Genomic DNA, 15,258 nt, shown 5'->3' on the forward strand with positions numbered 1-15,258 from the left:
CGACCCCGGATCGCTTGATCGATCGCTCGACTCGGTCACTTGACCCGGGGCAACTCATCGAAGCTGTGGAACGGCGGCGGCGAACTGACCGTCCACTCCAAGGTCGTCGCACCCTCGCCCCAGGGATTGGCGCCGATACGCTTGCCGAAGAACACCGTATAGATGGCGATCACAACGAACAGGATCGTTGCGGCAAAGCTGACATAGGAGCCGATCGACGCCACCTCGTTCCACCCGGCATAGGCATCCGGATAGTCCGGATAGCGCCGCGGCATCCCGGCAAGGCCGAGGAAGTGCATGGGGAAGAAGGTGATATTGACGCCGACGAAGGTCAACCAGAAGTGTACCTTGCCCCAGAACTCGGGGTACTGGCGCCCCGACATCTTCCCGATCCAGTAGTAGAATCCGGCGAAGATCGCGAACACGGCGCCCAGCGACAGTACGTAATGGAAGTGGGCCACCACGTAATAGGTATCGTGCATCGCGATGTCGATGCCGGCATTCGCCAGCACGATTCCGGTAACACCGCCGACGGTGAACAGGAAAATGAAGCCGATCGCCCACAGCATCGGCGTGTCGAAGCGGATCGAGCCGCCCCACATCGTCGCGATCCAGGAGAAGATCTTGATGCCGGTCGGCACCGCGATCACCATCGTCGCCGCCGTGAAATAGGCCCGGGTGTCGACGCCGATGCCGGTCGTGAACATATGGTGCGCCCAGACGACGAAGCCGACCACCCCGATCGCGACCATCGCGTAGGCCATGCCCATATAGCCGAACACCGGCTTCTTCGAGAAGGTCGAGACGATATGGCTGATCATGCCGAAGCCCGGCAGGATCAGGATGTACACCTCGGGATGGCCGAAGAACCAGAACAGGTGCTGGAACAGGATCGGATCGCCGCCACCGGCTGGATCGAAGAAGGTGGTGCCGAAGTTGCGGTCGGTCAGCAGCATCGTGATCGCGCCGCCCAGCACCGGCAGGGATAGGAGCAGCAGGAACGCGGTCACCAGCACCGACCAGACAAACAGCGGCATCTTGTGGAGCGTCATGCCCGGCGCGCGCATGTTGAAGATCGTGGTGATGAAGTTGATCGCGCCCAGGATCGACGAGGCGCCGGCAAGGTGGAGCGCGAAGATCACCAGGTCGACCGATGGTCCGCTATGGCCTAGGACGGACGCCAACGGCGGATAGATTGTCCAGCCGGTGCCCGCGCCTTGGCCGACGAAGGCGGAGCCGAGCAGCAGCAGGAAGGCCGGCACGAGCAGCCAGAAGCTGATGTTGTTCATCCGCGGGAAGGCCATGTCCGGCGCGCCGATCATCAGCGGCACGAACCAGTTGCCGAATCCGCCGATCATCGCCGGCATGACCATGAAGAAGATCATGATCAGGCCGTGCGCGGTGATCAGCACGTTCCACATCTGCCCGTCCGGCTGCCCATCGACCATCAGGTACTGCAGTCCAGGCACATGCAGTTCCATGCGCATCATCACGGAAGCGGCGCCGCCGAGGAGGCCGGCGATGATGGCGAACACCAAGTACATCGTGCCGATGTCCTTGTGGTTCGTCGAATAGAGGTAACGACGCCATCCCGTCGGATGGTGGTCGTGATGGTCGGTGTGCTGGACCGTCCCGCTGCTCATGATCCGTTCCTTCCTCTACGCCTTAGTTCGCGCTCTGCGTCTGGGCCACGGTCGTCGTCGGACCGTCGACCCGCGCGAAATTCTGCTGAGCCTCGGCGACCCACTGCGCGAACTCTTCCTTCGAGACCGCCTCGACGGCGATCGGCATGTAGGCGTGGCCGACACCGCAGAGTTCCGAGCACTGGCCGTAATAGACGCCCTCCTTCGTGACGCGGAACCAGGTCTCGTTCAATCGGCCGGGAACGGCATCCTTCTTCACGCCGAAGCCGGGAATCGCCCAGGAGTGCAGCACGTCGCTGCCCGTCACTAGAACCCGGATGTTCGTGTCGACCGGCACCACGACGCGGTTGTCCGTCTCCAGCAGCCGGAGCTGTCCGGGACCGAGGTCCTCTTCCGCGACAGGGAAGGCATCGAAGGTAAAGTTGCCGTTGTCCGGGTACTCGTAGGACCAGTACCACTGATGGCCGACCGCCTTGATGGTCATGTCGGCATTTTCGACGTGGTCGGTGAAGTACAGGATCTTGAAAGACGGGATCGCGATCCCGACCAGGATCAGGACCGGCACAACCGTCCAGATCACCTCGATGACGGTGTGATGGGAGGTTCTCGAGGGAACCGGGTTCCGCCTCTCGTTGAAGCGGACCATCACATAGATCAGCAGCGCCAGAACGAAGACCGAGATGGCGGTGATGATCACCAGCAGCCAATTGTGGAATTCATGGAGCATTTCCATCGTCGGCGTGGCTGCCTCCTGGAAACCCAACTGCCAGGGCTCCGGAGCGCCCGCCAACGCCGGCGCCGCCAGCGCGGCAGCCGAAACCGTCAGCGTTCCGAGAAACGCAAAACCTCTCGCCAAAGACATTCTCTCTCCGTCCAAGCTCGCCCCACCAAATCGGCCCGAATCGGCGCCATCACGAGCACCGGCGGGACCGGGCGAAAGGTCCCCCGCCACTCGACCGTTCGTGATGTTCGCTGGCAAGGCCCCCCAAGAGCGTCGACCCCGCCGCGGCGGAACCTACACGGACGGTAGCAACATCACAAGTCCCGGAAAGCCGGGCGCCGCTTGATTCCGCGGGGAGTCCAGCCGCTTCCCGCGCGGTTCGGACGCTCTTATAGAGCTCCAGACTTGCGAGAGGGTAAATGTGCGACGATCTGTCGCGGCGAGGGCGGGCGCGCCAATGGATGGCGCGCCCGCCTCTGCGGTCATCGCCCTCCGCCCCATTCCGCGGGCAGCCATCCCGAAAATAGGCCATTGGCCTATAATTCCCTTTGCGTTCCATAGGCCAATGGCCTATTTTTATGAACAAAAAAGGAATACCCATGCGAATCGAGCTCGCGCCCCGCGATGTGGCGAGCGGCTGTTCGGCACTGTCGCGCGCCGTCTTCGACCATGACGCCCGAGCCGTGGCATTCGATGCGAGCGCCGCCGCCCGGTCCCAAGGCGGGAGGATCGCGTCATGACCGATACCACCGGTCGCTTCGCGCGCCCGCCGCGTTCGGAGGCGGATATCCTTGCCGAACTCGGACAGCTGGAGCGCCGTTACAACGGCCCGCACGACCGCAGCCGGCTTCTCGACGAAGCGGCCCAGCGCCACCGCTGGGAGCACTACCGTCCACGGGCCGTGCTACGGGCAGATTTGCTGCGCTACGAGAACATCCGGGCCGAGCATCTGCGGTGGCTGCGCATCTCGGTCCGCCAATTCCGCGCCGTGCTGCGACGGCCGGACTCCGCGGGTCGGGCGCACCAGATCGCCTTCGCCCGCGACGCCATCCAGCACAACAAGGAGTCGGTGCGGATCTGGAGCGAGAAGGTCGCGGACGCGCGGGCGAAGCTCAAAAGGGCGAGTTTCCGGACCGTGGCGGCGGAATGAGGCGAAAGCGTCGCGGCGGGCTACAGCGTCCGCAGAGGTGCAGATCACTGCGGGAGAGGGTCGCCAGAACACAAGATTTGGCCAGAACACAAGGTTTGGTAGGTCTGGAGGTATCGTGACACTAACAGCTGGATCGTCTATGATCTTGGTCATGATCGATGGGGAGTTTCGCGAGACACTTGCCTCGCTCGACCTGACGCAAGCTGATTTTGGCCGGATCCTGCAATATCTGTCCGGTCAGCCGGCAGACCGGGGAACCATCAACCGATGGGCCACCGGCCGCCGGGCGGTTCCCCCGACCGTTGTCGCCATCCTGCGGCTCTGGGGCATGCTCCCTGAGAGCCGCCGCAGGCAAATCCTGGACGCGGCACCACCTCTCGCAGACCGATCCTCGTGGGGCGCTTCTAAGACTCGCGATTCGAGAGGTTTGGCTGACCGGCGGAGTGCCACCGACACCCGCACCGGTTCCGGCCCGAGACCGATGGAGGTGTCGTCATGTCCAGAACCATTCGAACCCACGGCAGCACAAGCCCCGCTGCCGCGCCCGCCGAAGACGCCCTGACGGCACTCACCGAAGAGTGGCGAGAGGTCGTCGCCGAGCAGGCGCGGTTGTGGAAACTGTATGATGACGCGGAGGGTCGTCCAGAAGAGGCGGAACTGGAACGGCGGTTTGAGGCAACTCTAGATCGTCGGTTCGCCCTGGAGCGCCGGATCGTCGCCACGCCGGCCCTTACGCTCGCGGGCGTCGCCTTCAAGCTTCAGGTATTGCGTCTCCTCATGGCCGAGAGCCGGCCGTGCGACAAGGCATCGCAAGCCGATGAGCGTTTTGACGTCGAAAAGCGGTTCGCGCTGTCCGCGCTCCGCGATGTCGAGCAGATGATCGGCGCTTAACCGCCGGAGAGTGCCTGTTCGGCCGCGCCGATGTGGCGGGCATAGGTCGCGGTATCGATGTTCGCGCCGCAGACGATGAGCCCAACGCGCTTGCCCCGAAGCTCGTCGCGGAGCGGGCCCATGAGCGCCGCCGTCGCGGCGGCCCCGGCCGGCTCGACCGCCAGCTTCATGTCCCGGAACAGGAGGTGCATCGCCCGCCGCAGGGCATCATCGTCGACGAGGACGATCCGTTCGAGGTTCCGGCGGAGGATCCCGAAGGTCAGGGGCATGGCGTACGGTGCCCCGAGGCTGTCGGCAATGGTGTCCACCCTGTCAATCGCCATGGGCTCGCCGGCGGCGAAACTTTTGGACAAAGTGGGCGCACCCTCGGGCTCGACGCCGAAGACCCGGCATTCGGGCCAGACCGCCTTGAGTGCGCTCGAGACGCCGGCGCTCAGGCCGCCACCGCCGATCGGGATGATCACGGCATCGAGGGCGTCGCCCGCCTGACGGCAGAGTTCCCACCCCAGCGTGGCGGTCCCGAGGACCGTGAAGGGCCCTTCGAACGGATGGACGAGGGTCAGCCCCTCGGTCTCCTCGATCCGGCGCACCGTGTCGAAGGCCGCCGCGATCGTGTCTGCGAGCACGACCTCGGCACCGTACTGCTTGCATCGCTCCACCCGGAACGGGCTCGCCGTCTTCGGCATCACGACCTTCGCGGAGGTTCCCAGAAGCCGCGCGGCGTAGGCGACGGCGATGGCGTGGTTGCCGGCGCTTACCGCCGTCACGCCGCGCGCCGCCTGCTCGTCCGGCAGGTTCAACATGACCGAGAGGGCCCCGCGCGGCTTGAAGGTCCCGGTGTGCTGGAAGAGCTCCAGCTTCAGGAGGACATCGGTTTCGGGACCGACGGCCTGGGCGAGATCGGCGCTGCGCCAACGATGCACCGGCGTCTCCACGATCCGGTCGCCGAGTCGGGCGCGCATTTCAGCGATTTCGTCGACCGTCGGGGGAGTCACCATCGCTTCGCCTCCTTCATTCTTTCTGGCATTCTTCCCGGCATTCTCGCCGGGTGCTGGCCGGGGCGGGATGATACATCAGAGCCGAAGCAGATAAAGCGCCTCTCACGAGAGCCGGCCGCGGTGACATCGCGGGCGAACGCGCCTATATCTCCAACAGGCAATCGCGCCACGAAACGACCGAACCCGCGCAGACCCACGCAGACTAAGGAATTCATCGATGACCAACCTCGCCTTGACGGACGACCTGTTCTTCGTGCGCGCCGGCCTCGACCGCGGCCGCGTCGAGAGCCGCGTGAACGAGGCGCTGAAGGGCGCCGACGACGGCGAATTGTTCCTGGAATACAGCCAGTCGGAGGCGCTGAGCTATGACGACGGTCGGCTGAAGAGCGCGAGCTTCGACACGACACAGGGTTTCGGCCTGCGCTCGATCGCCGGCGAGGCCGCCGGCTATGCCCATGCCAGCGAGCTGTCGGAAGAAGCGATCGCCCGCGCCGCCGAGACGGTGAAGGCGGTGCATGCGGGGCGGGGCGGCAGCATGGCGATGGCGCCGACGGGTACCAACCGCGGCCTCTACACGGACGCAAACCCGCTGGCCCAAGTCGATTTCGAGACGAAGGTGAAGCTGCTCGCCGAGATCGACGCCTATGCGCGGGCGAAGGACCCCCGCGTGCGCCAGGTCATGGCTTCGCTCTCCGGCGTCTGGCAGGCGGTGCAGATCATCCGCGCCGACGGCGTGCGCGTGGCCGACGTCCGCCCACTCGTCCGGATCAACATCACGGTGATGGTCGGCGAGGGCGACCGGATGGAGACCGGCAGCCATGGCACCGGCGGGCGGACCTCCTACCAGGCCTATCTCGACCCGGCGAGCTGGCAGGCTGGGGTGGACGAGGCGCTGCGCCAGGCGCTGGTCAATCTCGAATCCGTGGCGGCGCCGGCGGGCGAGATGCCGGTCGTGCTCGGCCCCGGCTGGCCCGGCATCCTGCTGCATGAGGCGATCGGCCATGGGCTGGAGGGCGACTTCAACCGCAAGAAGACCTCGGCCTTCGCCGGCCTGCTCGGACAGCGCATCGCGGCCCCGGGCGTCACCGTCGTCGACGACGGCACGATCGCCGACCGGCGCGGCTCGCTCACCATCGACGACGAGGGCACGCCCTCGCAATCGACGACGCTGATCGAGGACGGCATCCTGGTCGGCTTCATGCAGGACCGGCAGAACGCACGGCTGATGGGCATGAAGCCCACCGGCAACGGGCGGCGGGAGAGCTTCGCGCATATCCCGATGCCGCGCATGACCAACACCTGCATGCTGTCCGGCAAGCAGGACCCTGCGGAGATCCTCCGTTCGGTGAAGAAGGGCCTTTACGCCGTGAATTTCGGCGGCGGGCAGGTCGACATCACCTCCGGCAAGTTCGTCTTCACCTGCACCGAGGCCTACAAAATCGAGGACGGCAAGATCGGCCCGGCGGTGAAAGGCGCGACGCTGATCGGCAACGGCCCCGATGTGCTGACCAAGGTCAGCATGATCGGCAACGACATGCAGCTCGACCCCGGCATCGGCACCTGCGGCAAGGAGGGCCAAGGCGTTCCCGTCGGCGTCGGCCAGCCGACCCTGAAGATCGAGGCGCTCACCGTCGGCGGCACCGGGGAGTAAAGGCCCCGAGAAAGCTACCGGGTTAGGTGGCGCGCTTCAGCGCGGCGGTAGCCACACCGGCGCCGATCAAGATGCCGCCACCGACCCGGTTGATCGCCTTCAGGACCGAGGGCTTCCGGATGGCTCCGCGCAGGCGGCCCGCCAGATAGGCATAGAGCGCGGCGTTCAGCGTCGCCAATATGAGGAACGTCGCCTCCAGCACCGCCATCTGGGGCAGGAGCGGTGCGCCCGCATTGATGAACTGCGGCAGGAAGGCGACGAAGAACACGATGCTCTTGGGATTGAGCGCCGTGACCGCGAAGGCATGCCCCATCATCGACCGGTGCGACCGCCCGCCGTTCCCGGCTCCGCCTTGATCGACGGACGGCTCGGCACGCCAGAGCCTGATTCCGAGATAGATCAGATAGGCCGCGCCGACCCATTTCAGCAGGGTGAACAGCGCCGCCGACGTCGCCAGCAGAGCGCCGAGGCCGAGAAGCGAGAGCGTCATCGCGGTGAAGTCGCCGAGCGCGACGCCGACCACGGTCGCCCAGGCGGAGCGGCGCCCTTCGCCGAGGGCGTAGCTGACGACGAGCATCACGGTCGGCCCCGGAATCGCAACCATGATCGCTGCCGCGGCCGTGAAGGCGAGCCAAAGTTCGACGGTCATAGGGCCTCCCTTGCACAAGCGGTCTGATTCGAGGACAAGCTATCCATGGTTTGGCCGAGCCGGTCCAGAGGCCGTTTAAATGGTCGGCTCAACCTCAAGGCCGCTATCGAGTTCAATGGCATAGTCGTGGTGGCGGATTAGCTGATTGCATGGACCAGAGTTGCTGCACCGGTGAAGGGGGACCAGAAATGGCTAACGGGGGTAAAGCCGATACGCACAGTGTCGTCGTCAAGAAAGCTGCTGGAGAGCTTCGAATGACGATCGTTCCGGGGTCGGTCTTCTACATTGTGGGACCGAACGGCGCAGGGAAATCCGCGCTCCTTTCCGTTATCATCCAGCAACTGCCTATGACACTCATCAAGCGGATTTCCGCACATCGGCAGAATTGGTTGTCAGGCGATGGAGCGACATTCGCTCCATTCCAGCGCCACACTTATGAAAGCAGTATTCTTACCCATTCCCGCAATCATCGCGCCCGGTATATCGAAGAACACGCGGGTGAACGGATTGGGCTTGCCATTTCTTCATTTATATCGAAAGAGAACCACTGGCATCGAGAGTTAATTAAGGCATGTGAAGCGAGCGGAGAAAGTGTCGAGAGCTACAAACGTAAGAATCCTTCTCCCCTCCAAGATTTAAATGAGATCCTCCGCCAAGGCGCCCTTTCCGTTCAGATAGAGATTACGGATGACGATCTCCTCAAGGGCTGCCATGGCGATACCACTCTGATCGGCGTGTCGAAGCTTTCGGACGGAGAAAGAAACGCGATCTTGCTGGCAACCGACGTCGTATCGGCACGAGCAGGAACAATCTTCCTCGTCGACGAGCCGGAACGGCACCTGCACCGATCAATAACCGAACCCCTGCTAGCTGCGCTGTTCAAGAGACGACCTGACTGCGCTTTCATCATCGGCACCCACGAGATTGCTCTTCCCACTGTGGAAGAAGGGGCTTCCACACTCATCCTCCGAAGCTGCACCTGGGCGGGTGAGGAGCCTCAAAGTTTTGACTTGGAGCTACTCGAACCCCGGTCCGACCTACCCCAGGACCTTCGCGCAGCAATCCTTGGGTCTCGGAAGCGAATCCTGTTCGTGGAAGGGGACGAGACCAGTCTTGATCGACGCCTCTACGGTATTCTGTTCCCGACGGTCTCCGTGACTCCAAAGGGTGGTTGCCCGAATGTAATTGAAGCGGTGCGCGGGCTGAGGTCAGCGGAAAACCTTCACTGGGTCGAAGCCTTCGGCTTGGTGGATCGTGACAACAGGCCCGAAGAGGAAGTCGAAAAGCTGGCCACCGAACACATCCATGCGCTCAGCGTATGCTCCATCGAATCCCTTTACTTCGGCCGGGTGGCCCGGGAGGCGATGGCAAAGCAACAGGCCGAGCATCAGGGCAAGGATGCCTCGAAATTGCTTGAGGCATGCGAAGCGGCTGCACTGAAAGCCTTAAGTGATCCGAATACTATGAGGAACCTGTGCGCCCTTCGCTGTGAAAGGAAGGCGCGCGATAGCGTGTTCGGCTGTCTGCCGAAAGCAAAAGATTTGCTGGAAGGAACGGCGACTCCGATCACTCTCGACTTCGAGACAGTGCTGAACGACGAAATTGAGGTCTTCGAGAGCTTGGTCAGGGACAAGAAACTCGACGAATTAATGACCAGATATCAGCTCCGGAAGTCTGGATGCTATGGTGCGATTTCTACGAAGCTCCTCTTCCCGGCCAAGGAAAACTACGAGAATGCGGTCGTCGCCCTCTGCCAGCGAGATGCTAGCTTTTGCGCAGCGCTTCGCAAGGTTCTCGGCCCGCTCACGAACGAGTTGATCTCCGAGGAGGAGCCAGAGAGAGCCATCAAGACGATCGAAAAGCCCGTCGCGGCCGCGTGAAGGCGCAATCTTGTTCGGTCTCATATGCGCTTCGTCACATTGTCGAATGCAGAGTACTGTTTCTTCAGGCCCCGGATGTCCGCTTCGGTCAGCAGCAGTCACACTTGATTTTTTGATTTACTCCAGCGCCGATCCGGCGAATCCAGACTGCTAATGTGGTAGCCGATCCAACACCGCAGTTTGCTGCGGCTTTAATTTTGATCGGCAGAATTCCTCCGCGATGCCCACTGCTTATTCATATCTGCGCATGAGCCGGCCCGAGCAGCTTCGTGGCCACTCAACTGGTGCGCCAGGGAAGAATTGAGCCCGGCTCCGTTCTGATCGTGGAAAGCCTGGACAGGCTTTCGCGTGAGCAGGTTCTAGAGACACAAGCCTTATTCCTGCTGATTATCAACGCTGGTGTTACGATTGTGACGCTCGTTGACCTCGGCCGCGATCTGCTCTTCGCTCGGGACGCCAAGCGCCCTCCGCGGACCTCCGCCTGACACTCCGACCGAGGCCAACGCGCGACCGCGATTGATGAGCGGACAGTGCCAAAAGGCACCGACTAAGCCCGTTTAGTTCACAAGGACTACTGTCGTGAACTAAATTAGAACCTTTTATAGCCTCTCTCCAACATATATAATCTCCTGAAAATAAACAGAAAACTCTGAATTTGACCGGAACTCCCGCCAGATTGTCTCTAGAACTAGAAACAGGGAAAGCGCTAAAAAATCGCTCGTTGAAAATCAAGGAGCGATTTCGATGGAAATTTTCACGAATTTAGTAGCGGCATTTGCAAATCTGTCGCGCGACCATGTGATTGCGCTGATAGCACTCGGCGCATTCGGGCTATCGGCATGGGCGATTTATGTCGTCTTCACTGTGGCGAAGGAGCGGAAGGGGCGATGAGAAAACTGCGGCACTGGGTGAAGCTCCCCACCCGCTGGATCGAAGACGGGGGCTTGCGGAATTTTCGCTGGGCGCATGGCGAAGGTGGCACCAATCTTGCCGCATTAATGGGGCTGACCGTGATCAGCCATCATGCCGATGAGAGGAGCGGGATTGCGCAGCTGACCTATGATGCGCTCAGCAGCATGACGACGCTCAGCCGGGCGAAGCTGTCGGCCGGCCTTGGTGCCCTCGCGGAGCGCGGCCTGATCGAGCGCGAGCCGGAAGGGCGTAGCACCTATCGGCTGGCCGGCTATGACCCAGAAAGAGGCTGGGCGCAGTTCCCGGCCAAAGGTCTATACCGCAACGCCGCGGTCGCGGCCTTCGGCGATTTCCGGCTCCGCCGCCCCGCCGAACTCGAGGCGCTCAAGCTGTATTTCCTATTCGCCTCGCGTCGAGACCGGCGCAGGAACATGGCAATGATTACCTACGCTAAGATCGAGGAATACAGCGGGGTAGCGCGAAGCAATATCCGACGTGCCCTTTCCGTTCTGGCAGCCAATAACCTCGTTCATGTGGAGCAGGTGCCCAGTACCATCAGCGAGAATGGTTTCGCCAACGCCTATCGCCTCGCGCATCTTAATACACGCAGCCACATGGGAACCTTAGGCCGCAGGGATGACGTGTTCGGTCTTGAGACAGGGCCCGACGATATATGGCGCGACTGAACGGCGCGAGAATGCCTTAGGCTGCGCAGGGGCTTGTAAAATTGGGCATAACCTACTGATGATCGGGCCGCCGGGTAGTCGAGTTTGTCCACAAGATCCAGGAACCCGAAGGGCATTCGAATCGGGACGGCCATGCAGGGCCGCCCCTACGGCAATGACCGGGCCAGTTTAATAAGCAAATTAATAAGCGAACTCGCGGAACACCGGATCGACGCTGCCCTGCCAGCGGCCGTGATAGAGCGCCAGCTTCTGCTCGGCCGGACAGAGGCCTGAATCCGCGATCTCCTGCAGGATGGCGAGGAAATGGGTCTCGTCGTCGCCCACTTTGTCGAAGCGGGCGCGGCGGCTGAGCCCGCCCCGGGCGATTCCCAGCACCTCCAGCGCCAACTCGCGCATCGTGCGGCCCTTGAAGGGCGTGTGCAGCGCCTGGCGCGGCACCTCGCGGCGCAGATAGTCATGATCGGTTTGGGTCCAGCCCTTGATGAGATCCGCGGCGGCGTCGAGCGCGGTCGAATCGTAGAGCAGGCCGACCCATAGGGCCGGCAGGGCACAGAGACGGTCCCAGGGGCCCCCATCGGCGCCGCGCATCTCGAGATAACGCTTCAGCCGCACTTCGGGAAACGCCGTCGTCAGGTGGTCGGACCAGTCGCCCATGCCCGGGATCTCGCCCGGCAGCGCCGGAAGCTTGCCGGCCATGAAGTCGCGGAAGGACTGGCCACTGGCGTCGATATAGGCGCCGTCGCGATAGACGAAATACATCGGCACGTCGAGCATGTAGTCGACATAGCGCTCGAACCCCATGCCCTCCTCGAAGACGAACGGCAGGGTGCCGCAGCGGTCGGGATCGGTGTCGGTCCAGATATGGCTGCGATAGCTCATGAAGCCGTTGGGCTTGCCTTCGATGAAGGGCGAATCGGCGAACAGCGCGGTCGCCACCGGCTGCAGGGCCATGCTGACGCGCATCTTGCGCACCATGTCGGCCTCCGACGCGAAGTCTAGATTGGTCTGCACGGTGCAGGTCCGCAGCATCATGTCGAGGCCGAGATTGCCCTTCTTCGGCATATAGTCGCGCATGATGCCGTAGCGGCCCTTCGGCATCCAGGGCGAGTCGGCGCGCGACCATTTCGGCTGGAAGCCCATGCCGAGCATGCCGATGCCGAGCTCACCGCCGACCTCCTTCACCTGCTGCAGATGCCGCTGCACCTCGGCGCAGGTGTCGTGCAGGGCTTCGACGGGCGCGCCCGACAACTCGACTTGGCCGCCCGGTTCGAGCGTGATGTTGCAGCGCCCCTTCATCAGGGCGATGGGATTGCCGTTCTCGATGATCGGCTCCCAGCCGAACCGCTGCATCCCTTCGAGCAGCGCGCGAATACCCGACGGCCCGTCATAGGGCAGCGGCCGCAGGTCCGACCAGGTGAAGGCGAACTTCTCATGCTCGGTACCGATGCGCCAGTCGGCGAGCGGCTTGCAGCCGGCCTCCAGATAGGCGACGAGCTGACTCTTGTCGGTGATCGGCTCACCGTGCGACTTCGGAGGGGCTGACATGAATGAGGCTCTAGCACTGACCTGTTGGTACGTCTTCTGAAAGCATACGCACCGGCGGACGATCTTCACCGTCTCCGAGGATCGCCTGCCAGCAGGCAAGGGCCGCCAATGCCGCCGTGTCGGCCCTGAGCACGCGGGGCCCCAGGCCGACGGGCGTAACAAAGGGCAGTTTCCCCAGAGCGTCAAGCTCGGATCGCGCGAAGCCGCCCTCCGGCCCGGTGAGCACCGCCCAGGGCTGCAGACCGGCTTCCGGACCGGTCCCCCGCGTTCGTGCGATCTCGCTCAGCACCGTCGCGATCGGCCGGGCCGGACCGGCCTCGGCGCAGACCAGCAGCCGGCGCTCCACCGGCCATTCGGCCAGCAGCTTCTCAAGCGAGAGCGGCTCGAACACCTCCGGCACGCTCAGCCGCTCCGTCTGCTCCGCCGCCTCGACGGCGTTGGCGCGCAGCCGCTCGGTATTGACGCGCGTCATCGCGGTAAAGCGCGTGAACACCGGCTGCAGGGCCGCGACTCCGAGCTCGGTCGCCTTCTCGGCGACGAAATCGATCCGTGCCCGCTTGATCGGCGCGAAGACCAACCACAGGTCGCGGTCGGGCGCCTGCGGGCGGCGGCGCTCGCCGATGGTGAGCGAGCACCAGCCCTTGCCGAAGCCGTCGATGCGGGCGAGCCATTCGCCGTCGCGCCCGTTGAACAGCGCCACGACCGCGCCGGCATCGAGACGCAGCACATGGCGCAGATAATGAGCGCGCGCATGATCGAGGCCGAGGCTCTGGCCCGCGGCAAGATCAGCTTCGACATAGAGCCGCGTCTCCGGCTGCCCATCCATCTTGTCGCCTGCCGCTCTATCCTCCGCCATGGCGATCCCTGCTTGAGTGCCCTTGTTCTGATGCTAAACATAGCCAATGCATGAAGGCTTCGGAACCGACCCGCTGAACGACGCCGCCGACATCCGTCCGGGCGATTGGATCGACCGCTTTGCGCCAGAACCGACGCGGCCCTATCTGCGGCTGGCGCGACTCGACCGGCCGATCGGCACTTGGCTGCTGCTGTTCCCTGGCTGGTGGGCGATCGCCCTCGCCGCCCCACCCGGTAGCTGGCCGGATTGGCGGCTGCTGGTCCTGTTCGGGATCGGCGCGGTCGTGATGCGCGGGGCCGGATGCACCTTCAACGACATCGTCGACCGCGACTTCGATGCCCGAGTCGCCCGCACCGCGACGCGGCCGATCCCGAGCGGCGCCGTCACCGTGCTACGGGCCGCGGCCTTCCTCGGCCTGCAGCTCGCGATCGGGCTGGCGGTCCTGCTGAGCCTGAACGGCTTCGCCATCGGGCTCGGCGTCGCCTCGCTGGCGCTCATCGCGATCTATCCCTTCATGAAGCGGATCACCTATTGGCCGCAGGCCTTTCTCGGCCTCACCTTCAATTGGGGTGCGCTGATGGGCTGGGCGGCGGTGACCGGGCGGCTCGACCCGCCGGCGCTGGCGCTCTATGCCGCCGGCATCGCCTGGACGATGGTCTACGACACCATCTATGCGCACCAGGACAAGGAGGACGACGCGCTGATCGGCGTCAAGTCGACGGCGCTGCGCTTCGGCGCGCAGACCCGGCCCTGGCTGTTCGGCTTCGCCGGGGTGGCGCTCCTGCTGTTCGGGGCGAGCCTGCATCTCGCCGGCATCGGCTGGCCGGGCTGGATCGCGCTGGCGCTGGTCGCCGCGCATCTCGCCTGGCAGGGGTTGCAAGTGAAGCTCGACGATCCGCATGACTGCCTCACCAAGTTCCGCGCCAATCGCTGGCTCGGCTGGATCCTGCTGACCGGCATCGTGCTTGGGCGCCTGAACGGGTGACCAATCCCCTCACCGATCCCGCCGACTTTGTCCGCGCAGAGACCGCGCTTGCCCACCCGCCGCTGGTGCCGGAAATTCAACTTTATCTCGCCGACGCGATCACGCCGATCTGGGAGGCGACGGAAGCGACGCTCGCCGCGTCGGGCGTGCCGCCGCCCTACTGGGCCTTCGCCTGGCCGGGCGGTCAGGCCCTGGCGCGTCACATCCTCGACAATCCGGCGCTCGTCGCTGGCCGTCGCGTGCTGGATTTCGCGGCGGGAAGCGGCCTCGGCGCCATCGCCGCCGCGAAGGCGGGCGCCGCGGCGGTTACCGCGAACGACATCGACGCCTTCGCCGCCGCCGCGATCCGCCTCAATGCCGCGGCCAACGCAGTTTCCGTCGCGGTCGCGACCGAAAATCTGCTCGACCACGACGATCCGGGAGTCGATCTGGTGCTGGCGGGCGACATCTGCTACGAGCGCCCGCTCGCCGGCCGGGTCGAAGCCTGGCTGAAGCGCCTCGCCCGTCGCGGGACGACGGTGCTGCTCGGCGATCCCGGCCGCGCCTATCTGCCGCGCGACGGGCTCGAACCCCTCGCCCGCTACGCGGTACCGACGACCCGGGAGCTCGAAGACCAAGAGGTTCGCGACACGGTGGTCTGGCGCGTGACGGGCTGACGGTTGCACCATTCTATCGGCAGATGTCATCCTTC

14 protein-coding genes are annotated in these 15,258 nt (G+C 64.0%); 8 read left to right on the forward strand and 6 right to left on the reverse strand.

The genetic code is table 11. The features are described from left to right. Positions 1-35: 35 nt before the first annotated feature. Together ctaD and coxB are read right to left on the reverse strand one after the other, a co-directional pair. Positions 36-1,643 (reverse strand): cytochrome c oxidase subunit I, encoded by a 1,608-nt coding sequence (gene ctaD / locus DT069_RS20210; protein WP_119462136.1) that lies wholly within the window; start codon positions 1,641-1,643, stop codon positions 36-38. A gap of 22 nt (positions 1,644-1,665) precedes the next feature. Next, entirely contained in the window at positions 1,666-2,505 is an 840-nt protein-coding gene (gene coxB / locus DT069_RS20215) for a cytochrome c oxidase subunit II (protein WP_119462137.1), read from the reverse strand. A 595-nt stretch (positions 2,506-3,100) separates the two neighbouring features. On the opposite strand from coxB, the gene DT069_RS20220 reads away from it, so the two are divergent. Both DT069_RS20220 and DT069_RS20225 read left to right on the forward strand, forming a co-directional pair. After that, positions 3,101-3,514, forward strand: a complete 414-nt coding sequence (locus tag DT069_RS20220) for a hypothetical protein (protein WP_119462138.1) — start codon at positions 3,101-3,103, stop codon at positions 3,512-3,514. 495 nt (positions 3,515-4,009) lie between these two features. Continuing rightward, the gene (locus tag DT069_RS20225; protein ID WP_119462139.1) at positions 4,010-4,405 is read left to right on the forward strand and encodes a hypothetical protein; all 396 of its coding nucleotides are present in this window, start codon (positions 4,010-4,012) and stop codon (positions 4,403-4,405) included. Here the strand turns inward: DT069_RS20225 and DT069_RS20230 are convergent. Next, positions 4,402-5,403 carry a threonine ammonia-lyase gene (locus DT069_RS20230; protein WP_119462140.1) on the reverse strand — a complete coding sequence of 334 codons (1,002 nt, stop codon included), beginning with the start codon at positions 5,401-5,403 and terminating at the stop codon, positions 4,402-4,404. The two genes, DT069_RS20225 and DT069_RS20230, sit on opposite strands and share 4 nt — an antisense overlap. Positions 5,404-5,620: 217 nt before the next feature. Between DT069_RS20230 and tldD the strand changes: the two genes are divergently transcribed. Then, the gene (tldD, locus tag DT069_RS20235; protein ID WP_119462141.1) at positions 5,621-7,054 is read left to right on the forward strand and encodes a metalloprotease TldD; all 1,434 of its coding nucleotides are present in this window, start codon (positions 5,621-5,623) and stop codon (positions 7,052-7,054) included. A 22-nt stretch (positions 7,055-7,076) separates the two neighbouring features. Here tldD and DT069_RS20240 read toward each other — a convergent pair whose 3' ends face one another. Continuing rightward, positions 7,077-7,703, reverse strand: a complete 627-nt coding sequence (locus DT069_RS20240; protein WP_119462142.1) for a LysE family translocator — start codon at positions 7,701-7,703, stop codon at positions 7,077-7,079. Between the two features lie 254 nt (positions 7,704-7,957). Between DT069_RS20240 and DT069_RS20245 the strand changes: the two genes are divergently transcribed. From DT069_RS20245 to DT069_RS20255, 3 genes are all read left to right on the forward strand, one after another. Further along, a complete protein-coding gene (locus DT069_RS20245; RefSeq protein WP_162913322.1) occupies positions 7,958-9,583 on the forward strand; it encodes a DUF4435 domain-containing protein in 1,626 nt (541 codons plus the stop codon). A 269-nt stretch (positions 9,584-9,852) separates the two neighbouring features. Beyond that, entirely contained in the window at positions 9,853-10,068 is a 216-nt protein-coding gene (locus DT069_RS20250) for a recombinase family protein (protein ID WP_425450421.1), read from the forward strand. 354 nt (positions 10,069-10,422) lie between these two features. Then, positions 10,423-11,181, forward strand: a complete 759-nt coding sequence (locus DT069_RS20255) for a hypothetical protein (protein ID WP_425450422.1) — start codon at positions 10,423-10,425, stop codon at positions 11,179-11,181. Positions 11,182-11,361: 180 nt separating this feature from the next. Here DT069_RS20255 and DT069_RS20260 read toward each other — a convergent pair whose 3' ends face one another. Both DT069_RS20260 and DT069_RS20265 read right to left on the reverse strand, forming a co-directional pair. Next, a complete protein-coding gene (locus tag DT069_RS20260; protein WP_119462144.1) occupies positions 11,362-12,726 on the reverse strand; it encodes a glutamate--cysteine ligase in 1,365 nt (454 codons plus the stop codon). A gap of 10 nt (positions 12,727-12,736) precedes the next feature. Then, positions 12,737-13,582, reverse strand: a complete 846-nt coding sequence (locus DT069_RS20265; protein ID WP_425450423.1) for a 16S rRNA (uracil(1498)-N(3))-methyltransferase — start codon at positions 13,580-13,582, stop codon at positions 12,737-12,739. 46 nt (positions 13,583-13,628) lie between these two features. On the opposite strand from DT069_RS20265, the gene ubiA reads away from it, so the two are divergent. Both ubiA and DT069_RS20275 read left to right on the forward strand, forming a co-directional pair. Further along, positions 13,629-14,567 carry a 4-hydroxybenzoate octaprenyltransferase gene (gene ubiA / locus DT069_RS20270; protein ID WP_119462146.1) on the forward strand — a complete coding sequence of 313 codons (939 nt, stop codon included), beginning with the start codon at positions 13,629-13,631 and terminating at the stop codon, positions 14,565-14,567. Beyond that, complete coding sequence (locus DT069_RS20275; RefSeq protein ID WP_119462147.1) at positions 14,564-15,223, forward strand: class I SAM-dependent methyltransferase; 660 nt, start codon at positions 14,564-14,566, stop codon at positions 15,221-15,223. Before ubiA ends, DT069_RS20275 begins: the two co-directional genes overlap by 4 nt. The last annotated feature ends 35 nt before the right edge of the window (positions 15,224-15,258 follow it).

The organism is Virgifigura deserti (assembly GCA_003576685.1).
GTDB classification, from domain to species: Bacteria; Pseudomonadota; Alphaproteobacteria; order Dongiales; family Dongiaceae; genus Virgifigura; species Virgifigura deserti.